Annotated in this window: 22 protein-coding genes and 1 other RNA gene; 10 read left to right on the top strand and 13 right to left on the bottom strand. The window is 67.8% G+C overall.

Annotation, left to right across the window (positions count from 1 at the left end; all coding sequences use genetic code 11):
* The first annotated feature begins 33 nt into the window (after positions 1–33).
* The 3 genes from ACFPJ1_RS31615 to ACFPJ1_RS31605 all read left to right on the top strand — a co-directional run bounded on the left by ACFPJ1_RS31615 (position 34) and on the right by ACFPJ1_RS31605 (position 1,605).
* The gene (locus ACFPJ1_RS31615; RefSeq protein ID WP_380109505.1) at positions 34–543 is read left to right on the top strand and encodes a GNAT family N-acetyltransferase; all 510 of its coding nucleotides are present in this window, start codon (positions 34–36) and stop codon (positions 541–543) included.
* 79 nt (positions 544–622) lie between these two features.
* Positions 623–766, top strand: coding sequence for a hypothetical protein (locus tag ACFPJ1_RS31610; RefSeq protein ID WP_380109503.1), 144 nt, complete (start codon positions 623–625; stop codon positions 764–766).
* A gap of 68 nt (positions 767–834) precedes the next feature.
* The gene (locus ACFPJ1_RS31605) at positions 835–1,605 is read left to right on the top strand and encodes a DUF899 domain-containing protein (RefSeq protein ID WP_380109501.1); all 771 of its coding nucleotides are present in this window, start codon (positions 835–837) and stop codon (positions 1,603–1,605) included.
* A gap of 57 nt (positions 1,606–1,662) precedes the next feature.
* On the opposite strand, the gene rnpB is transcribed toward ACFPJ1_RS31605, so the two are convergent.
* The 7 genes from rnpB to ACFPJ1_RS31570 form a co-directional block, all read right to left on the bottom strand.
* Positions 1,663–2,067, bottom strand: an RNA gene (gene rnpB / locus ACFPJ1_RS31600) — RNase P RNA component class A.
* A 7-nt stretch (positions 2,068–2,074) separates the two neighbouring features.
* A complete protein-coding gene (locus ACFPJ1_RS31595) occupies positions 2,075–2,443 on the bottom strand; it encodes a DUF952 domain-containing protein (RefSeq protein WP_380109499.1) in 369 nt (122 codons plus the stop codon).
* Between the two features lie 257 nt (positions 2,444–2,700).
* Entirely contained in the window at positions 2,701–3,060 is a 360-nt protein-coding gene (gene frdD, locus ACFPJ1_RS31590; RefSeq protein WP_380109498.1) for a fumarate reductase subunit FrdD, read from the bottom strand.
* Positions 3,057–3,437, bottom strand: a complete 381-nt coding sequence (locus tag ACFPJ1_RS31585) for a fumarate reductase subunit C (RefSeq protein WP_380109496.1) — start codon at positions 3,435–3,437, stop codon at positions 3,057–3,059. Before ACFPJ1_RS31585 ends, frdD begins: the two co-directional genes overlap by 4 nt.
* A complete protein-coding gene (locus ACFPJ1_RS31580) occupies positions 3,434–4,177 on the bottom strand; it encodes a succinate dehydrogenase/fumarate reductase iron-sulfur subunit (protein ID WP_380109494.1) in 744 nt (247 codons plus the stop codon). The genes ACFPJ1_RS31585 and ACFPJ1_RS31580 overlap by 4 nt, the downstream gene beginning before the upstream one ends.
* A 1-nt stretch (position 4,178) precedes the next feature.
* Positions 4,179–5,924: a fumarate reductase (quinol) flavoprotein subunit gene (gene frdA / locus ACFPJ1_RS31575; RefSeq protein WP_380109493.1), complete on the bottom strand. Its 1,746-nt coding sequence runs from the start codon at positions 5,922–5,924 to the stop codon at positions 4,179–4,181.
* Between the two features lie 10 nt (positions 5,925–5,934).
* The gene (locus ACFPJ1_RS31570; RefSeq protein ID WP_380109491.1) at positions 5,935–6,168 is read right to left on the bottom strand and encodes a hypothetical protein; all 234 of its coding nucleotides are present in this window, start codon (positions 6,166–6,168) and stop codon (positions 5,935–5,937) included.
* A 227-nt stretch (positions 6,169–6,395) separates the two neighbouring features.
* Here ACFPJ1_RS31570 and ACFPJ1_RS31565 point away from each other — a divergent pair, with 227 nt between their 5' ends.
* The gene (locus tag ACFPJ1_RS31565) at positions 6,396–7,205 is read left to right on the top strand and encodes a maleylpyruvate isomerase N-terminal domain-containing protein (RefSeq protein WP_380109490.1); all 810 of its coding nucleotides are present in this window, start codon (positions 6,396–6,398) and stop codon (positions 7,203–7,205) included.
* A gap of 33 nt (positions 7,206–7,238) precedes the next feature.
* Here ACFPJ1_RS31565 and ACFPJ1_RS31560 read toward each other — a convergent pair whose 3' ends face one another.
* On the bottom strand, positions 7,239–7,796 hold the full coding sequence (locus tag ACFPJ1_RS31560; protein WP_380109487.1) for a TetR/AcrR family transcriptional regulator: 558 nt from the start codon (positions 7,794–7,796) through the stop codon (positions 7,239–7,241).
* On the bottom strand, positions 7,796–8,185 hold the full coding sequence (locus ACFPJ1_RS31555; RefSeq protein ID WP_380109485.1) for an ester cyclase: 390 nt from the start codon (positions 8,183–8,185) through the stop codon (positions 7,796–7,798). Before ACFPJ1_RS31555 ends, ACFPJ1_RS31560 begins: the two co-directional genes overlap by 1 nt.
* 88 nt (positions 8,186–8,273) lie before the next feature.
* On the opposite strand from ACFPJ1_RS31555, the gene ACFPJ1_RS31550 reads away from it, so the two are divergent.
* Together ACFPJ1_RS31550 and ACFPJ1_RS31545 are read left to right on the top strand one after the other, a co-directional pair.
* Entirely contained in the window at positions 8,274–9,782 is a 1,509-nt protein-coding gene (locus ACFPJ1_RS31550) for a S10 family peptidase (RefSeq protein WP_380109483.1), read from the top strand.
* Positions 9,779–10,552 (top strand): nucleotidyltransferase domain-containing protein, encoded by a 774-nt coding sequence (locus ACFPJ1_RS31545; RefSeq protein WP_380109482.1) that lies wholly within the window; start codon positions 9,779–9,781, stop codon positions 10,550–10,552. Before ACFPJ1_RS31550 ends, ACFPJ1_RS31545 begins: the two co-directional genes overlap by 4 nt.
* A gap of 108 nt (positions 10,553–10,660) precedes the next feature.
* Here ACFPJ1_RS31545 and map read toward each other — a convergent pair whose 3' ends face one another.
* Positions 10,661–11,509 (bottom strand): type I methionyl aminopeptidase, encoded by an 849-nt coding sequence (gene map, locus ACFPJ1_RS31540; protein WP_380109481.1) that lies wholly within the window; start codon positions 11,507–11,509, stop codon positions 10,661–10,663.
* Positions 11,510–11,563: 54 nt separating this feature from the next.
* Between map and ACFPJ1_RS31535 the strand changes: the two genes are divergently transcribed.
* Positions 11,564–11,752, top strand: a complete 189-nt coding sequence (locus ACFPJ1_RS31535) for a hypothetical protein (RefSeq protein ID WP_380109480.1) — start codon at positions 11,564–11,566, stop codon at positions 11,750–11,752.
* Between the two features lie 74 nt (positions 11,753–11,826).
* Here ACFPJ1_RS31535 and ACFPJ1_RS31530 read toward each other — a convergent pair whose 3' ends face one another.
* A complete protein-coding gene (locus ACFPJ1_RS31530) occupies positions 11,827–12,468 on the bottom strand; it encodes a histone H1-like repetitive region-containing protein (RefSeq protein WP_380109478.1) in 642 nt (213 codons plus the stop codon).
* A 394-nt stretch (positions 12,469–12,862) separates the two neighbouring features.
* On the opposite strand from ACFPJ1_RS31530, the gene ACFPJ1_RS31525 reads away from it, so the two are divergent.
* Positions 12,863–13,600, top strand: coding sequence for a helical backbone metal receptor (locus ACFPJ1_RS31525; protein WP_380109477.1), 738 nt, complete (start codon positions 12,863–12,865; stop codon positions 13,598–13,600).
* Between the two features lie 63 nt (positions 13,601–13,663).
* Positions 13,664–13,840 (top strand): hypothetical protein, encoded by a 177-nt coding sequence (locus ACFPJ1_RS31520; RefSeq protein WP_380109577.1) that lies wholly within the window; start codon positions 13,664–13,666, stop codon positions 13,838–13,840.
* Here ACFPJ1_RS31520 and ACFPJ1_RS31515 read toward each other — a convergent pair whose 3' ends face one another.
* Complete coding sequence (locus ACFPJ1_RS31515; protein ID WP_380109475.1) at positions 13,841–14,338, bottom strand: NUDIX hydrolase; 498 nt, start codon at positions 14,336–14,338, stop codon at positions 13,841–13,843.
* 103 nt (positions 14,339–14,441) lie between these two features.
* Here ACFPJ1_RS31515 and ACFPJ1_RS31510 point away from each other — a divergent pair, with 103 nt between their 5' ends.
* Positions 14,442–15,344, top strand: coding sequence for an aldo/keto reductase (locus ACFPJ1_RS31510; protein ID WP_380109474.1), 903 nt, complete (start codon positions 14,442–14,444; stop codon positions 15,342–15,344).
* A gap of 25 nt (positions 15,345–15,369) precedes the next feature.
* Here ACFPJ1_RS31510 and panB read toward each other — a convergent pair whose 3' ends face one another.
* Positions 15,370–17,997, bottom strand: coding sequence for a 3-methyl-2-oxobutanoate hydroxymethyltransferase (gene panB / locus ACFPJ1_RS43355; protein ID WP_465261089.1), 2,628 nt, complete (start codon positions 17,995–17,997; stop codon positions 15,370–15,372).
* Positions 17,998–18,041 lie beyond the last annotated feature (44 nt).

Raw genomic sequence — 18,041 nt, 5'->3', positions numbered from 1 at the left:
CCTACTGAAACAGTCGTGTCAGTAGATCGGGTGATGGCTGTGTTGGATGTGATGGCAGTGGAGATCAGAAGGGCCGGCCGGCCGGGGGATCTCGGCTGGGTGGTCCAGGCGCACGGCGAGCTGTACGCCGCGGAGTACGGGTGGGGTGAGTCGTTCGAGTCGCTGGTGGCGAGGATCGTCGCCGACTACGCGAACGACCACGACCCGGAGCTGGAGGCGGCGTGGATCGCCGAGCAGGACGGCGAACGCGTCGGTTGTGTCTTCTGCGTCCGTGGTCCCGACGAGGGCACCGCCAAGCTCCGGTTGCTGCTGCTCCATCCGGACGGGCGAGGTCAGGGCCTGGGTGGGCGACTGGTCGACACCTGCCTGGAGTTCGCCCGCTCGGCCGGTTACAAGCGGATGGTGCTGTGGACGAACGACCCGCTCGTCGCCGCCCGGCACATCTACCTCGCCCGCGGCTTCAAGCTGACCGGCTCTGAGCCGCACAACATGTTCGGCGAGGAACTGCTCAGTCAGACCTACGAGGCAGACCTGACCAGCTAGTACCGGGCTCCAGCGCCTGGCGTCTGGCCGAAGGCGCGGCGGAAACCGGTGGTCGATGCCATGGTTGCTCCCGGCAAGCATGATCACGACCGGTCTGGGAGTGGCCGCGCTCGGTGTCTTCCCGTCCTATCCGTTCGCGCTGGCGGCGATCGGGTTGACCGGTGTCGGCGTCGCGGCCGCCCTGCCCTGGCTGCTCACCCATGCGCGGACAGATCCGTCCTGAGGGAATGTCGAGAACGTCCCGCCGGCTCCGACGTCCCGGTGATCTGTTGCCGACCGAGGAGCCTGTCGATGAACCTGCCAGAGGTGGTTTCGGCCGAGAAGTGGGTGGTCGCCCGGAAGAAGTTCCTGGCGGAGGAGAAGGAGTTCACCACGCGCCGGGACGAGCTGAACGCGAACCGCCGGCGGTTGCCGATGGTGAAGGTGGAGAAGGACTACGTGTTCGAGGGTCCGGCGGGACAGGCGCGCCTGATCGACTTGTTCGAGGACCGCCTGCAACTGGTCGTCTACCACTTCATGTTCCAGCCGGAGTGGGACGCGGGTTGCCCGAACTGCTCCGGGTTCGCGGACGACATCGGGCACCTGGACTCCCTCAACGCCCGGGGGACCACCTTCGCCGCGGTGTCGCGCGCGCCGTACGAGAAGATCGCCGCGTTCCAGGAGCGGATGGGGTGGAAGTTCCCGTGGTACTCGTCGTACGGGAGCGACTCCAACTTCGACTTCCACGTCACGCTGGACCAGTCGGTGCTGCCGGTCGAGTACAACTACCGGACGAAGGCCGAGTGGGACGAGGTGCCGAACAACGAGCATGTGCAGGGCGGGCAGCCGTTCGACCTGCACGGCATGAGTTGCTTCCTGCGGGTGGCGGACGACGTCCACCACACCTACTCAACCTACGGCCGGGGTACGGACTCGATGGGCTTCACCACCAACGCCATCGACCTCACCGCCCTGGGCCGCCAGGAACCGTGGGAGGAACCAGCGGGCCGCACCACCGGCCTGGGCGCCAAGGCCGGCGACCCCTCCATCACCCACCGCGAGACCGACGACCACTGCCACTGAGGTTGTCAGCCGGGGTGCGGCCGAGGCGCTGGGTCGCACCCCGGCTGGGGGAGTGTGTGAACGGGCCGGTCATGTAAGCCGGATTCTGTCGGTGGCGATCATCTATCTACGGTGCCCGTTGCCGGACACCTCTAGCGGCCTACCCGCGAGCTCGGGCGGGCAGCCCTCGAACGCTCGCGCGGACGGCGGTCTCCCGCCGTCCTTCTTGGCCTTGCTCCACGTGGGGTTTACCGAGCCTCCGCAGTCACCTGCGGAGCTGGTGGTCTCTTACACCACCGTTTCACCCTCACCCGCACCTCGATGAACCACGGGGTCCATCCAGGCCGCTGGCGGTCTGTTCTCTGTGGCACTGTCCCGCGGGTTACCCCGGGTGGGCGTTACCCACCACGTTGCCCTGTGGAGTCCGGACTTTCCTCGGCGCCCACCGTCTCCGGTGAACGACGCGATCGCCCGACCGGCCCGTTCAGCTTCAGGATAGGGCCTGAGCGGTGACATCGGGCCATCGGCCGTCCGCGCCCCGCTCGTACGGCCGTACGTCGACCACCGCGTCCAGGTTGAGCGGGCCGTAGATGTGCGGGAACGAGATCCCGATCCCGTCCAGGTCCTCGTCGCACACCGCGGAGACCAGCCGCTCCGTGTCGATCACCAGCAGGCACAGCGGCCCGGTGACATCGGCGTACACGAAGTTCGCCACCAGGCTCACCTGTTCGGGCCTGGACGCGTGGATGAACGTGGCCCCGCTGTCCAGGCTCTTCCCTCGCGTGGACATCCGGTAGCTGCCCGCCCGCTGCGCCGCTTCCCACTGCTCCACAAAGGCAATATGCAAAATCAACGCCATGCCCTGACACTAACGCTGCGACAGTCGCCGCCCGGCAGCGCCGCTCAACAAGAGCGGTTTCTGGGTGGGCGTACCGAAGGACAGGAAGTACCACGCTGATTGCCTAGGTCGCTGGGGTGAGTGGCAAGGTCTCAGGCGCGCGCAATGCCCGGTGGTGGGCCGCTCGGCGAGTACCTCCTGTCCTTCGGTACGCCGCCGGTCCTCCAGCTCATCGTTCGGGCCACGATCAGCCGGAAGACCGGCCAACCTGAGGTCAGTCAGACGCGGAGCAGGAGGACGGCGGAGATGATCGATCCGACGACCGCACCGCCGTAGCAGAACAGGATGATCGGGACGCTGAACCTCTTGAGCTGCAGGCCGTCGTACAGCGTGTACCGGAACCGATGCGCCCAGTGGAACAGCGACAGGGCGCACAGTCCGAACAGGACCAACCTGGTGATGGGATTCCGCAGTACTGCGAGCAGGTGCGCGTGGTCGGGCGCGGTCAGCCAGTCCAACGGGAACGCGACGCCGAACAGGAACAGGAGCACGGGGACGAACAGGGCGGCGATCATGCCGCCGGCGCTGAACAGCATCCAGAGGAACGGCTCGGGTGCGAGCGGTCGGCGGGTCGTCATCGGAGGATCACCCAGGCGACGACAGCTGACAGCACCAGCCAGGCCGCGTAATGCGCCACCGCGACCAGGCGAGGTGGCACGCGGCGCCCGCGCATGCGCACCACGATCGCTTTCGGCGCCAGGCCGAACCAGGTCACCGAGTGCAGCAGCACGAACAGCATCGCGATCACGTTGATGGCGACTACCCACCAGTGCCCACTCCGGTCGAGGAAGCGCTCGTACTCGGCGCTGCCGCCGCTGACCGCGTTGATCAGCAGCAGGAGGTACACGACGAACCAGGCAATGAACACGCTGCTGAGCTCACGGAGTACGAAGACGAGGTAGGAGCGACGTTCGAGCCACCAGAAGATGGGGATCGGCCGGTGGTACACGCTCATCGTGCGCCCCGGGGCAGGAGGAAGTTCTTGACCGCCTGGGTGGCCGCGGTGAGCTTGTAGCGCTGGATCGCGGCGGCCGGGTCGACGTCCTTGGGGCAGGCGGCGCTGCACTCGCCGACGAAGGTGCAGGCCCAGATCCCCGACGGAGAGGTCAGTACGTCGTCACGGTCCGCGGCGCCCTCGTCCCGGGAGTCGAGGTTGTACCGCTGGGCCAGCGCGATCGCCGCCGGGCCGACGAACGAGGGGTCGAGGGCATAGACCGGGCAGGCCGAGTAGCACAGCATGCAGTTGATGCACATGCTGAACTGCTTGTACTCGTCCAGTTCCTCGGGCGTCTGCAGGTACTCCCCTTCCTCGACCGGACTGTCCACGGCGCGGATCACCCACGGCTTGACGGTCGGCAACTTCTCCATGAAGTCACCGATGTCGACGACGAGGTCGCGGACCACCGGGAAGTTGCGCAACGGCTCGACCCGTACCGGACCGGGCGCGTAGTCGGTCAGGAAGGTGGCGCAGGTCAGCTGGGGGTCGCCGTTCACAGTCATGCCGCAACTGCCGCAGATGCCCATCCGGCACGACCACCGGAAGGACAGCGTGCCGTCCAGGTGGTCCTTGATGTAGGTGAGACCGTCGAGGATGGCCCAGTGCTCGCGCAGTGGCACCTGGTAGGACTGCATCACCGGTTCGGTGTCCTGCCCCGGCCGGTAGCGTGCGACCTCGAGGGTGATCTGGTCGGCCATGCTATCTCCCGTAGACGCGTTCGCCCGGTGGCCAGCGGGTGATGGTCACCGGGAGGTAGTGGACCCGACGGCCGTGGCGGTCGGGTTCGCGGTGGACCAGCGAGTGCGCGAGGAAGCGCTCGTCGTCACGGGCCGGGAAGTCGGTGCGTTGATGCGCCCCGCGCGACTCCTCCCGCTGCAATGCGCAGGTGATGATGCTCTCGGCAACGTCCAGCATGAACGACAGCTCGAGGAGGGCGACCAGCTCGGTGTTGAACGTCCGGCTGTGGTCGTCGATCGCCGCATCGGCGAACCGCAGTCGCAGCTCCTCCAGCTCGTCGGCCGCCTTCGCCAGCGAGTCGCCGTCGCGGTAGATCCCGGCGCCGTTCTCCATTGCCGTCTGCATCTCGGTCCTGATGTCCGCGATCCGCTCGCGCCCCTCCGCGTGCCGCGTGAGCTCCCGCTCGAGCCGCTCTTGCTCGTCGCGGCCCTGCGCCAGAATCGACGGCGGGACGGCGCCGCCGTACTGGCCGGCGAACACGGCGGCGGCTCGGCCGGCGCGGGTACCGAACACCAGGCACTCCGGCAGCGAGTTCGACCCCAGCCGGTTGGCGCCGTTGATGCTGACGCAGGCGACCTCCCCGGCGGCGTACAGACCCTGGATCGGTGTCGCACCCTGGATGTCGGTGTGGATGCCGCCCATCATGTAGTGCACCACCGGGCGTACCGGGACCAGCTCGGTCACCGGGTCGATGTTCTGGTACTGCGAGCAAAGCTCCCGCACGAAGGGGAGCTTGGCGTCGATGAGCTCGGCACCCAGATGGCGAAGGTCCAGATGCACGATGGGCCCGTACGGCGTATCGATGGTCCGGCCCTTGTCGAACTCGTGCACGAAGGCCTGCGACAACCGGTCGCGTGGTCCCAGCTCCATGCTGCGCATCACCGGAGTGGGCTCGGGGATGCCGAGGTCGTAGTCCTGCAGATAGCGGTAGCCGTCCTTGTTGAGCAGCCAGCCGCCCTCGGCCCGGGCGGCCTCGGTGATCAGGATGCCGGTGAAGGGCAGGCCGGTCGGGTGGTACTGGACGAACTCCATGTCCTTGAGCGGTGCGCCGGCCCGGTAGGCCAGCGCCATGCCGTCGCCGGTCTTGATGTTGGCGTTCGTGGTGAACGGGTAGACCCGGCCACACCCCCCGGTGCAGACGATCACGGCGCTGGCGGTGATCGTCTCGGTCCGCCCGGTGGCGAGTTCGATGGCGACGACGCCGTACGTTCTCCCGTTGTCGACCAGGATCTTCGTGACGTACCACTCGTCGTACCGGACGACGTCGGGAAAGGAGAGCACGGTCTGGAAGAGCGTGTGCAGCATGTGGAAGCCGGTCCGGTCGGCGGCGAACCAGGTGCGCTTCTTCTTCATCCCGCCGAAGGCCCGTACCGCGGTGTGCCCGTCCGGCTGTCGGCTCCAGGGACAGCCCCAGTGCTCCAGCCGGAGCAGTTCCCGTGGAGCCTCGGCGACGAAGGCCTCGACCGCATCCTGATCGCACAACCAGTCGCTGCCCGACACCGTGTCGTAGGCGTGCTCGTCGAGGCTGTCGTCGTCGGCGGCGACACCCGCGGCTCCGCCCTCGGCGGACACCGTGTGGCTGCGCATCGGATAGACCTTCGACACGATCGCCACCCGCAGCCGCGGGTTGGTCTCGGCCACTGCAATGGCCGCGCGGAGGCCGGCGCCGCCGCCCCCGATCACTAAAACGTCATGAAACGCGGTCATGGGCGGCCGGTCATGCTTCGTGGTCGCCGCTGTGCTCGTCCATCAGCACCTTTCCGTCATGGCGGATCGTCCTGATCCGCATGCTGCCGTCGTGGAACTCGTGCTTGACCCGACGGCAGCCGCACGCATACGTCATGTCGTCGAAGCGAAGACCCTCGAGGTCGTCGTCCATGCTGCGATCACCGTCCACGAGCCGTCCGCACGGGGCTCGCTCAGCGGTGAAGTGGGTAATGGTCCCGGTCATCACCAACCTCCTCGGCTGCTGGAGTGTTTGTGACTCACATCACACCTAGATAGTGCCCCTCGCATCTCCCCGCGGCAATGGCTGCGCTTGTTCGCAGACCCTGCTCTACCCGGGCCGGCCGGAGTACGTTTGAACTTTCAAGGTGATGCCTGCCCGGTTCCGGGCGCGGTGCGCCCGGCTCGACGGACACCACCTCCAGCCCCTCAGGCTGCAACGGAGGTAGGGACATGAGCAGCTGGAACCCCATGTCGTACGAAGGCAAGGAAACCATTCTCCGGGTGGTCCGGGACGAGGCCGAACAGTTCTTCGACCTGGTCGACCGCGAGGACGCCTGGGAGGCGCCAACAGGTGCCGGCCACTGGCAGGTTCGCGACACCGTGGCACACATCGCCGACACCACCGAGGCGTACTTCGTGGCGTTCGACGCGGCCAGGGCTCATACCGAGGTGCCGGCGGCCTATGGTCTGCCGGGGATGGCAGAGCGGGTCGACCAGCAGGCCCTCGCGCTGCGCGACGTCCCGCGGACCGAGCTGGTCGAACGGCTTCGCGGCGACTTCGACAAGATCATGCAGACCTTCGACGCCCTCGGACCGGAGGACTGGGGCGGGCTGACCGTGCCGCACTTCTACATGGGCCCGTTGCCTTCGTTCTTCTTCCCTGCCTTCCAGTTGATGGACTACGGCGTTCATTCCTGGGATGTACGGCAGGGCACCGGCCGCGCGCACGGCCTGACCGGCGAGGCGGCCGACCTGCTCGTGCCGTTCATGTACGTCCTGTGGCAGTACACGACCGGAGTCAACGAACCCTGTGAGCTGGGCATCCGGATCACCAGCGGCCCGAACGCCGGCGACACCCGGGTCCTGGTCGGGCCCGAGGGCATGTCGTACGAGTCCGGAGACGTGAACGACCTGAGTACGGTCCTGGAGTTCGACCCCGGCAGTTTCGTGCTGACCGCCTTCGGCCGGAGCAACTCCGGGACGATCCGCGGCGATCGGGCCGTCGCCGACCGCTATCTCAACCTGTTCTTCCGCATCTGACGCACTGCCGCTCCCATCGCCGCGCGAGCGGGATCAGCGAACCAACGCGGACACCAGCGTCGTCGCCGTCTCCCGCAACCGCCCGGGATCGCCGTACACCCGCTCCAGTACGGCGAGGGCGCGGGTGTGCGCGACGACCAGCCGCGCCGCCTCGCGCCGTTCCACCGCCACGCCGGTCGCCGGCAACGCCTCGAACACCAACTCCTCCAGGTCGTCGAGCAGCTTGCGTACTGCGTCCTCGACCACGCCCGGGTCCGCCTCGACCGCGGTACGGGTGGACAGGCAGCCGCGTGACGGTGATCCGGTGGTGATCGACGCGATGCAGCAGTCGAAGAACCCGAGCAACGCCTCGCGGGGATCCGACGGCGTCAGAGCTTCATCGGCCTTGGCGAGGAAGTCGTTCGCGAACTGCTCGAAGAGGCGGAGGAAGAGTTGCTCCTTGCCGCCGTACGCGTGGTACAGCGAGCCACGCTGTACTCCGGTCGCCGCGGCGAGGTCGAGCATCGACGTGGCCCGGAAACCTTTCGTCCAGAAGACGTCGAGCGCCGCCGCGTACGCCTGCTGCTCGTCGAACTGCCGAACTCCCGCCATCAGGTCGTCAGCACCGCCGGCGTCGACCGCTCGACCCAGTTACGTACGAGGCTGCCGTCGCGGACCTCCCACACGGCCGTCCCGGTGAAGCCGATCGGCTCTCCGATCGCCGCGCTGTGCAGGTAGCCGTAGTTCGTGCCGCTGATCCGCCAGCGCGAGGTGACCCGGCTCCCGTCGGCGTTCTCGAACGTTTCCTCCACGTGGATGCGCAGGTCGGGAAGTTCGGCCAGGAAGGCGGCCACCCAGGCCTTGAAGGCGTCCCGACCGACGATGTCGCGACCGCCGTTGGTGATCACGAAGTCCTCGACCACGAACCGGTCGATCGCTTCGGGGTCGTGCGCGTTCCAGACCTGCTCCCAGAACGCATTGACGAGTTCGCTCGACGTCATCGGTGCTCCTATGTTTGACAGTGGTGTCAAACATACCTGATGCCTGGTCGACGCCGCGCGGGACTGTCCAGCCCTTAGGGTGCTGGCCATGGCGACGGCTGAGCGGGCACCGAAGAAGCAGGCGGCATCGGAGGACGAGGCGGTGACCGCGTCCGCGCCGGTCGCGGAAGGCCCGGTGGACGACCTGAAGACGACGCAGCACGTGCTGACGATCGGGCGGCGGAAGCTGAAGTACACGGCCACCACCGGGCGGATCGTGCTGCGCCAGGAGGTGCTGACCGAGGGGAAGTTCGACGGGCACCTGCCGAAGGCCGAGGTGTTCCTGACCGCGTACACCCTGGACGACGCAGACGCCTCGGACCGGCCGGTGACGTTCGCGTTCAACGGTGGACCCGGGTCGTCGAGTCTGTGGCTGCACATGGGACTGCTCGGCCCGCGACGCGTCGTCTCGGGTGATGCCGGCGAGCTCGCGCCCCCGCCGTACGGGCTGGTGGACAACGCGGAGACGTTGCTGCGGCACAGCGACCTGGTGTTCATCGACCCGGTCTCGACGGGCTACTCGCGGGCGGCTCAAGGGGAGAAGCCGGGGGAGTACCACGGGTTCACCCGCGACCTGGAGTCCGTCGGCGAGGTGATCCGGCTGTGGACCTCGCGCAACGGCCGCTGGATGTCGCCGAAGTTCCTGGCCGGCGAGTCCTACGGTACGACGCGCGCCGCGGGGCTGGCCGCGCATCTGCAGGACCGGTACGGGATGTACCTCAACGGGGTGATGCTGATCTCCGCGGTACTGGAGTTCGGGACGCTGGACTTCACCCCGGGCAACGACCTGCCGTTCACCCTGTTCCTGCCGTCGTACGCCGCGGTCGCGCACTACCACGGGTTGATCCCGGACCGGGAGCTGGCGGAGGTGCTCGCCGATGCGGAGCGCTTCGCGGCCGGCCGGTACCCCAATGCCCTTGCCCAGGGCAACCGGTTGCCCGCGGACTACCGGGCCGAGGTGCTGACCCGGCTGGCGGGCCTGACTGGATTGTCGGAGGACTACCTCGACCGGGTGAACCTGCGGATCGAGCACACCCGGTTCTTCGCGGAACTGCTGCGATCCCGCCGCCAGGTGGCCGGCCGGCTGGACGGGCGCTTCACCGGCTGGGACGCGGACTCCGGTGGTGAGGTGTCGACCGACGACCCGTCGTTCCGGGCGATCATCGGCCCGTACACGGCGGCGGTGAACCACTACCTGCGCGCGGAGCTCGAGTACCTCAACGACTTGCCGTACGAGATCATCAGCAGCCAGGCGGCCAAGGACTGGTCCTTCAAGGAGTTCGAGAACAGCCACGTCAGCGTCGCGGACAAGCTGGCCGAGGCGATGCGGGCGAACCCGCACCTCAAGGTGCACGTGGCGTCGGGACACTACGACTGCGCGACGCCGTACTTCGCCACCGAGCACACGATCGCCCGGCTGCAGATCCCGGCCGAACTGCGCGACAACATCGAACTTCGTTACTACCCGGCGGGTCACATGATGTACGTCCACGAGCCGTCGCGGGTGCAGCAGTCCAAGGATCTCGCGGCTTTCATCCAGGGAGCCTCCAACCGATGACGTCCCTTCCGCCGGAAGTCGCCGAGACCACGACGCGTTATCTGGAACTGATCGACAAGGTCCTGCCGGATCAGGTGGTCGGTCTCTACCTGACGGGGTCGGTGCCGCTCGGCGACTTCCACCCGGCGTCCAGCGACATCGACGGGGTGGTCGTCGTCGCCGAGCCGCTGACGGATGCCTCCGCCGTCCGGTCAGTGCACGAGGAGTTGCCGACCAAGCCCGCCTTCGACGTGACCTACCTGACCGCCGAGGACCTGGCAGTCGCGCCGGATCCCGGCAAGCCGGTCGTGTTCACCCTGGACGGCGTCTTCAAAGAAGCCCTGTACGGCGGCCCGGTCAGCCCGGTCTTGTGGTCGGAAATGGCGCGCCAGTCCCTCGCGGTGCGGAGCGTCCCCGGCCTCACCGTGCACGACGACCACCAGGCTCTCGTCGACTTCACCCGCGCCAACCTCACGTCGTACTGGGCACCGAACTTCGACCAGCTCGAGGCAGCCGTCGCCGACAAGCCCGACGACGAGGTCCTCCCCGATTGGATCCTCCCGTGGGTGGTCCTCGGCGTCCCGCGCCTCCACGCGTTACTGGCCACCGGCAACATAGTCTCCAAGACCGCCGCCGGCGAACACGCCCTGGCCGCCTTCCCCACCTGGACCGACCTGATCACCCGCTGCCTGACCCACCGCTCCGGCCACCCCCAGCACTTCACCACCGCCGACGCCAAATCCTCAATCCCCTTCGGCCGCGAAGTAGTCACCACAGCCCTCGCGCTCTAAGAGCTCAGGAGGGCTAGAGGATGTAGCTGGTCCAGCCTTCGGTGGTGCAGAGGGCCAGTACTCCGGGGAGGTGGTCGGCGGCGTAGCGCAGTACGGTCGCCGGGTGGTTCACGGGAGGGTGAGGATCTCGGCGCCGGTGTCGGTGACGAGGAGGGTGTGCTCGAACTGGGCCGTGCGCGAGTGGTCCTTGGTGGTGGCGGTCCAGCCGTCGTCCCAGAGGTCGTACTCGTACGACCCGAGGGTGAGCATCGGCTCGATCGTGAACGTCATGCCCGGCTCGATCACGTCGTCGAACCGCTCGTCGTCGTAGTGCGGGATGATCAGCCCGGAGTGGAACGCGGTGGCGATGCCGTGCCCGGTGAAGTCGCGGACGACGCCGTAGCCGAAGCGCTTCGCATACGACTCGATCACGCGGCCGATGATGCTGACCTGACGGCCGGGCTTCACCGCCTTGATGCCGCGGTTCAGCGCCTCGCGGGTGCGCTCGACCAGCAGTCGGCTCTCCTCGTCGACGTCGCCGACCAGGAAGGTCGCGTTGGTGTCGCCGTGCACACCGTCGAGGAACGCGGTGATGTCCACGTTGACGATGTCGCCGTCCTCGAGCGGGCGGTCGTCGGGGATGCCGTGACAGATCACCTCGTTCACCGAGGTGCACAGCGACTTCGGGTAGTTGCGGTAGCCGAGGGTCGAGGGATAGGCACCACGCTCGACCAGGTAGTCGTGGCCGATCGCGTCCAGCTCATCCGTGGTGACACCCGGCTTCGCGGCGGCACCGACAGCCTCGAGCGCCTGCGCGGCGAGCTTGCTCGCGACGCGCATCTTCTTCACCAGTTCGGGCGCGGTGACGTAGGACCCGTCGTACGGCGTCGGCGCGGGCTTGTCGACGTACTCCGGCCGGGGAATGGACGCGGGTACCGGACGGCGAGGCGAGATGATGCCAGGAGTGAGAAGCGACATGGTGAGATCATTCTAGTTAGCTGCGACAAGACTCCCGGGAGGTGGTCAGCGGTCATGACCGACGATCACAGCAACGAGTGGTACTACAACGTCAAAACCGGCAAGGTCGAGCCTTACGACGGTGACCGGGCCGCGGAGCGACTAGGTCCCTACAGTTCGCCGGAAGAAGCGGCCCGGGCGCTGGAGAAGGTCCAGGAACGCAACGAGGCCTGGGACAACGACCCGAAGTGGAACGACGACTGACCAGCACCTGAGCACGGCTGAGGGGCACCACCGGATTCGGTGGTGCCCCTCAGTGTCGTGGTGCGAACTCGCGATCAGGCCTTCTTCGCCGCGACCTTGCGAGCCGGGGCCTTCCGCGCGGTCGTCGCCCGCTTGGCGACGGTCTTGCGGGCCGGGGCCTTCTTGGCAGCCACCTTGCGGGCGGGTGCCTTCTTGGCCGCGACCTTCGCGGGTGCCTTCTTGGCGGCGACCTTCCTGACCGGTGCCTTCTTGGCGACGGTCTTCTTGGCCGTCGTCTTCTTGGCGGGAGCCTTCTTGGCCACGGTCTTCTTCGCGGTCGTCTTCTTGGCCGGCGCCTTCTTCGCGACGGTCTTCTTCGCCGTCGTCGCCCTCTTGGCGGGGGCCTTCTTGGCCACGGTCTTCTTCGCCGGGGCCTTCTTGGCCGTCGTCTTCTTCGCGACGACCTTCTTGGCGGCGACCTTCCTGGCCGGGGCCTTCTTCGCCGTCGTCTTCTTCGCGGCGGTCTTCTTCGCAGTCGTCTTCTTCGCGGCCGTCTTCTTGGCGGGGGCCTTGGAGACCGCCTTCTTCGCCGCACTCACCTTCTTCGTCACTGTCTTCTTCGCTGCGGTGACCTTGCGCGGGCTGGTCGCCGCGCTGGTCGTCTTGGCGACAGTCTTCTTGGCGGGAGAAGCCTTTTTGGCTGTCGCCTTCCCTGCGGCTGCCTTTGTGGCTGGCACTCTGCCTCCTTGGTGCGGCTGAGGAAAACCACGGTGGATTCCTCGTCGTCATGATGATGACAACACTTGGTGCGTACGTAAAGCACCCGAAACGTCAGCACGTTAAGGCGTCCCGGCGGCCAATCCGGGCGAAAAGTCCGAAAATCCTTGTAGAGAAGGGTTTCCGGTGCGCGTCGAGCTTGCCCGATGGGCTGTGAGATTTGTTGGCGACACGCGCAGAAAAACGGTGCCGAACAGCCGTTTCGCGGTGTCGCGGACGAAGTGTTGTCATCGGCAACCTCTCCTCACAGCGCACCTCGAAGGCACGTCGAAGGCGCGTCGAACGCACCTCGGACGGACGTTGGAACGGTCTGCGATGCTGTTGTGCAGGCGATCGAAGAGGGGTGCTGAACGCATGCACGACGACCAGCAAACGGTTGTCCCGTTGCCGTCGCGAGTGCGGCGCGTGGTCAGCATCGTGCCGTCGCTGACAGAGGCTGTCGCGGCAACGCACGCGCACTTGCTGGTCGGTGCGACGGACTGGTGCACGCATCCCGCGGACCTCGAGGTGACGCGGGTGCGTGGCACCAAGAACCCGGACGTCGAACTGATTCGCAACCTCGCGCCGGATGTCGTGATCGCGAACGCCGAAGAGAATCGCGAGGCCGATCTCGACGCGTTGCGCGCCGCCGGGATCGCGGTCTGGGTCACCGCGCCGACGACCGTCGGTGAATCACTCGACTCACTGGAGCGAATGCTCTCGGCAATCACCGGCGAGGTTCCGCACTGGCTCGACGAAGCCCGCGCGGTTTGGCGGACGCCGTACCGCGGACCGCGCCGGCGGGCGGTGATTCCGATCTGGCGGCGGCCGTGGATGGTTTTAGGACGCGACACCTTCGCCGGTGATCTGCTGCAAAGACTCGGCGTCGACAATGTCTTCGCGGATTCCCCGCAGCGTTATCCGAAGGTCGACCTGGACGCCTTACCGGAGTACGACTTGGTGGTGTTGCCGGACGAGCCTTACGCGTTCTCGCCCGTGGATGGGCCGGAGGCCTTCGAGCGGCCGTCCCGGTGTATATCCGGACGGCACCTGACCTGGTACGGACCGTCACTGGTGGAGGCCCGGTCATTGCTGACCGAACAGCTGCAGTGAGGTGCGACACAGTCGTTGTGACGTCAGCTAGAAGATAAGGGCAGGCTCACCTACGCTTGCCGGGTGCCGTCCATGACCGCGAAGAAGAAGTGCTGCAAGGACAAGCCCAGGTGCAAGAAGTGCCCGGTCGTCCTGAAGCGGCTCAGTGATGCCGGCTGCGCCGAGCGTCTCGACCTGCGGCACTACATCGTGGACAAGAAGGTCAAGAAGAAGGTCCTGAAGAAGGCCCGCGAGCGTTGATCAGGAGGCCTCGCGGTACCTGATCGCCTCGACCGCCTGCCGCAACAGGTTCGGGATGGTGATGTGCGCGGCCTGTCCGGTCGCCTCCAGCTCGTCCGGGTGCCACCAGCCGTGATCGCTGATCGTCTCCAGCTCGAGCTGTTCCTGGTTGGCGAAGCTCACCTCGACCGCGTCGACGCCGACCGCGAAGAACGTCTGGTGCTGGATGATCGGGCAGCCGCCCCACTCGAACTCGATCTCGTTCGTCGCCACCGGTTCGCCCAGCTGGTCGGCGGGCAGCAGGATGCCGACTTCCTCGCGCAGTTCGCGGATCCCGGCCTGCTTCACCGTCTCACCCGGTTCGACGCCGCCGCCGATGGTGAACCAGTACGGCGTCTGCGGGCGCAGCGGGTCCCATCCGTGCAGCAGCAGCACCTTGCCGTCCGGGCGGACAGGCAGGACGCGGGCCGTCTTGCGCCGGACGACGGTGCCAGGTGGTGGCAGGCGGGTATCAGTCACACCTCGAAACGCTACCGACCGCTCCCCACCTTCGAGTATCCGTGCGGCGCGTCTCACATCGAGCGAGCGTGGCCGCGCCGGCCGCCGGTGAGACGATCGCAGCATGACTGCGCGGATCGGACTGGGACTGGCGGCACTCGGACGACCGGGGTACATCAACCTCGGGCACGACCAGGACCTCCCGCCCGATCGTGAGGTCGAGGACCTCCGCCGCCGGACCCACGAACTGCTCGACCAGGCCTGGAAGGCGGGTGTCCGGTACTTCGATGCCGCGCGCTCCTACGGTCTGGCGGAACAGTTCCTGGGGGAGTGGCTGACTCCCGAACGGCGACGCGAGCTGACTGTGGGTTCGAAATGGGGCTACACGTACGTCGCCGACTGGCGGCATGACGCGGACACCCACGAGGTGAAGGACCACTCGCTCGCGACCTTCGAACGACAGTGGCCCGAGACCCTGCAGGCGCTGGGTGGTCCGCCTGACTTTTACCTCGTGCACAGCCTCACGACGGACAGCCCGGCTCTTGGTGACAAGGACCTGCTCGACCGCCTCGCGGCGTTGGCGGACAGCGGAGTACGGGTCGGGTTGTCGACGAGTGGTCCGCGGCAGGCGGAGACGCTGCGCAAGGCTCTGGAGCTCGGCGGTCCGTTCAGTGCGGTCCAAGCGACGTGGAACGTGCTGGAGAGGTCAGTCGGCCCAGCGCTGGCCGAGGTCCATGACGCCGGCTGGTTCGTGGTCGTCAAGGAAGCCGTCGCCAACGGACGCCTGACCTCGAAGGCGGGGGAGACCCCGTTCAACGCGTTCGCGGTACAACACGGCGTCGCGCCGGACTCCCTCGCCATCGGTGCGGCCGCCGCCCAGCCGTGGGCTGACGTAGTACTGAGCGGCGCAACGACCGCCGAGCAACTGGAATCCAACCTCGCACCGGTGGACCGCGGCCCGCTCACCGAGTTCGTCCAGGAGCCCTACGAGTACTGGTCCGAGCGCTCGGCCCTTCCTTGGATCTAGGCCGGCCCTGATCTAGGCCGGTGAGTCAGAAGGTGTGGTCGTCGGTGGGGAAGGTGCCGTTGGCTACTTCGGCGGCGTAGGTGGTGGCTGCGCTGGTGAGGATGCCCCGGAGGTCGGCGTACTGCTTGACGAAGCGGGGCATCGGGCCGGAGCGGAGCCCGGCCATGTCCTGCCACACGAGCACCTGGGCGTCCGTGTCGCGGCCGGCGCCGATGCCGATCGTCGGCACCGGGATGCGCTTGGTGATCTCCGCGGCGACGTCGCCCGGCACCATCTCCAGCACTACCGAGAACGCACCCGCCTCGGCCAGCGCGACCGCGTCGTCGATCAACCCGGCCGCCTGGTCACCACGTCCCTGGACGCGGTAGCCGCCGATGCTGTGCTCGCTCTGCGGGGTGAAGCCAATGTGGGCCATCACCGGGATGCCGGCCTGGGTCAGCTTCTCGACCGCCGGTACGACGGTCCTTCCGCCTTCCAGCTTGACCGCGTGGACACCGGCCTCCTTCATGAACCGGACGGCCGTGTGGAACGCCTGCTCGGGCGACGCCTGGTACGAACCGAACGGCAGGTCCGCGACGACCAGCGCGTGCTCGACCGCGCCGGCGACCGCCCGCGCGAGCGGGATCAGTTCGTCGACGGTGACCCGCAGGGTCGACTCGTAGCCGAAGACGTTGTTCGCGGCGGAGTCGCCGACCAGCAGCACCGGGATGCCGGACTGGTCGAAGATCTCTGCGGTGTACTGGTCGTACGCCGTGAGCATCGCCCACTTCTCGCCGCGGCCCTTCATGTCGCGCAGGTGGTGAATCCGGTACCTGCGCGGCCGCTTGCCCGGATCCGTCGGAGTACCGCCGGACGCGCCTGTGGTTGCCGAGGCGCCGGTCGAACCGGTGCTGTTGGTGACCGTGCCGGGAGTGCTGCCGGACGGCTGGGCACGACGGCCGGCACGGTGCGAGCCTGCCGCGTCCTGGCGGACGAGGCTGGGTGCGTCCTGCTGCACATCAGCACGACGGCGAGCCCTGGCGGGTCGCTGCTCGCTCGAAGGAGGTGCATTGCTCACAGGTGCGTTGCTCACAGGTGCATTGCTTTCGTACTCCGCTGACGGGTCCGACGGGTAACCGTTGGCAGCGCTGGCCGCCGGACTGGGTGGGATCGAACCGGGAGTCGGCGCAGGACCAGTCCAGCCCGTCGGACCTTGAGGGCTCGGTCCGGTCCTGGTCGCAGCGGGTTCGTTGGACGCCGCGGTGTTCGTCGTGTCGGCCGGGGCATTTGAAGCACCGCCGCCTGCGGTCGGTCCGTTGGGCGGTTCGCTGGAAGCCGCGCTCGCAGGAGACGGGCTCGCAGCCGGGCCGTTGGGTGCCGGGTTGCCGGCGGGCGGCGTGGTGCCGTTCGCGGCCTTCGGCTGAGGGCCACCGGCCGCGGGGCCCAGGGGCAGGCCGTTCGAACCACTGGAGCCCAGACCGTTGGAACCCAGACTGCTGCTGAGGCCGTTCGAACCCGGGCCGTGCGAACTCAGGCCGTTGGAGCCGGCGCCATGCGAACTGAGCCCGTTGGAGCCGGGACCGTGCGAGCCGAGTCCGTTCGCCGATGGGTTGGCGGTGGGCTGGGCCGGCGGTGGCGGGGGAGTCGAGAGTCCGTTGGACTGCGACGACCCCGGGGTGGCGTTGCTCCAGCCGTTGCTCGAGCCGTGCGGCGTCACACCGTTGCCGGAAGCACCGGGCGTACCCGGACGCGGTCCCTGCCCGGGAGCACCGGCCTGTGCCGGTCCGCCTGGTTGCGCAGGGCCACCAGCCGGCGCAGGGCCACCAGGACCTGGCGCAGCCGGACGGTTCTGCGGCTGGCCCCCGGCGGCACCGGGAGCGAACGGGTTCTGCTGCGGCTGAGTCCGGAACGGACTCTGCTCCTGCTGCGCCAACCGTTCCTGCGACAACCGCTCCTGCGCGGCACGTTCCTGGGCCGCACGTTCCTGTGCAGCGCGTTCCTGCGACACCCGCTCTTGGGCGGCACGCTCCTGAGCCGCACGGTCCTGGGCAGCCCGTTCGTGCGCGGCACGCTCACGAGCAGCCCGCTCGTGCACAGCCCGCTCGTGAGCAGCACGTTCTTGGGTCGCACGTTCTTGGGCGGCCCGTTCCTGGGCAGCACGTTCTTGCGCAGCACGATCCTGGACGGCGCGCTCCTGGGCGGCCCGCTCTTGAGCAGCCCGCTCCTGCAGAGCACGTTCCTGCAATGGACGTTCCTGCGTCGGCTCCTCGTACGGAGGTCGCGGCGCGAACGGCGACTCGTCGTACGACGGCTCGCGGTACTGCTCCCGGTACGACGGCTCGGTGTACCCCTGCTGATACCCACCGGCCGTCGGGTACTCCGGCTCCGGCGGCGGACTCGGCAGGAACGGCGGCTTCGGGACGTACGGCTGCTGGGGCACGGGGCCACGCTCGTAGGACCGGGGCGCGTTCGGCAGCGACGGGGACGGGTCGAGGCCGTCGAGCGCGGTCGAGCGGTCGCGCCAGCCGTCGCCGGAACGGTCCGGTTCGGCATAGCCGTACTCCGAGCGGTGGTGCTCCTCGGTTGTCCGGTTCTTCGGTCCGGTCCCGTACGGCGCCGGCATCTCGTCATCGGCGTCGCCGTTGGTACCGGCCGACAGGAAGTTGTCAACCATGCCTTCATCGTCCCACCGTTGCGGAGGGTGAGCGCTACCGCCCG

It is taken from the genome of Kribbella qitaiheensis (assembly GCF_042657745.1).
GTDB lineage: Bacteria > Actinomycetota > Actinomycetes > Propionibacteriales > Kribbellaceae > Kribbella > Kribbella qitaiheensis.
The sequence above is the reverse complement of the archived record's forward strand: the minus strand, read 5'-3'. Positions and strand labels throughout refer to the sequence as shown.

Excerpts from the sequence above, each read along its gene's own strand:
- map (WP_380109481.1), bottom strand. The coding sequence starts at position 11,509 with ATGTCGCTTCTCACTCCTGGCATCATCTCGCCTCGCCGTCCGGTACCC.
- ACFPJ1_RS31555 (WP_380109485.1), bottom strand. The coding sequence starts at position 8,185 with ATGACGTCGAGCGAACTCGTCAATGCGTTCTGGGAGCAGGTCTGGAAC.
- ACFPJ1_RS31615 (WP_380109505.1), top strand. The coding sequence starts at position 34 with ATGGCTGTGTTGGATGTGATGGCAGTGGAGATCAGAAGGGCCGGCCGG.
- ACFPJ1_RS31595 (WP_380109499.1), bottom strand. The coding sequence starts at position 2,443 with ATGGCGTTGATTTTGCATATTGCCTTTGTGGAGCAGTGGGAAGCGGCG.
- ACFPJ1_RS31525 (WP_380109477.1), top strand. The coding sequence starts at position 12,863 with ATGCACGACGACCAGCAAACGGTTGTCCCGTTGCCGTCGCGAGTGCGG.
- frdD (WP_380109498.1), bottom strand. The coding sequence starts at position 3,060 with ATGACGACCCGCCGACCGCTCGCACCCGAGCCGTTCCTCTGGATGCTG.
- panB (WP_465261089.1), bottom strand. The coding sequence starts at position 17,997 with ATGGTTGACAACTTCCTGTCGGCCGGTACCAACGGCGACGCCGATGAC.
- ACFPJ1_RS31585 (WP_380109496.1), bottom strand. The coding sequence starts at position 3,437 with ATGAGCGTGTACCACCGGCCGATCCCCATCTTCTGGTGGCTCGAACGT.
- ACFPJ1_RS31580 (WP_380109494.1), bottom strand. The coding sequence starts at position 4,177 with ATGGCCGACCAGATCACCCTCGAGGTCGCACGCTACCGGCCGGGGCAG.
- ACFPJ1_RS31565 (WP_380109490.1), top strand. The coding sequence starts at position 6,396 with ATGAGCAGCTGGAACCCCATGTCGTACGAAGGCAAGGAAACCATTCTC.
- ACFPJ1_RS31560 (WP_380109487.1), bottom strand. The coding sequence starts at position 7,796 with ATGGCGGGAGTTCGGCAGTTCGACGAGCAGCAGGCGTACGCGGCGGCG.
- ACFPJ1_RS31605 (WP_380109501.1), top strand. The coding sequence starts at position 835 with ATGAACCTGCCAGAGGTGGTTTCGGCCGAGAAGTGGGTGGTCGCCCGG.
- ACFPJ1_RS31550 (WP_380109483.1), top strand. The coding sequence starts at position 8,274 with ATGGCGACGGCTGAGCGGGCACCGAAGAAGCAGGCGGCATCGGAGGAC.
- ACFPJ1_RS31535 (WP_380109480.1), top strand. The coding sequence starts at position 11,564 with ATGACCGACGATCACAGCAACGAGTGGTACTACAACGTCAAAACCGGC.
- ACFPJ1_RS31610 (WP_380109503.1), top strand. The coding sequence starts at position 623 with ATGATCACGACCGGTCTGGGAGTGGCCGCGCTCGGTGTCTTCCCGTCC.
- ACFPJ1_RS31510 (WP_380109474.1), top strand. The coding sequence starts at position 14,442 with ATGACTGCGCGGATCGGACTGGGACTGGCGGCACTCGGACGACCGGGG.
- ACFPJ1_RS31570 (WP_380109491.1), bottom strand. The coding sequence starts at position 6,168 with ATGACCGGGACCATTACCCACTTCACCGCTGAGCGAGCCCCGTGCGGA.
- frdA (WP_380109493.1), bottom strand. The coding sequence starts at position 5,924 with ATGACCGCGTTTCATGACGTTTTAGTGATCGGGGGCGGCGGCGCCGGC.
- ACFPJ1_RS31545 (WP_380109482.1), top strand. The coding sequence starts at position 9,779 with ATGACGTCCCTTCCGCCGGAAGTCGCCGAGACCACGACGCGTTATCTG.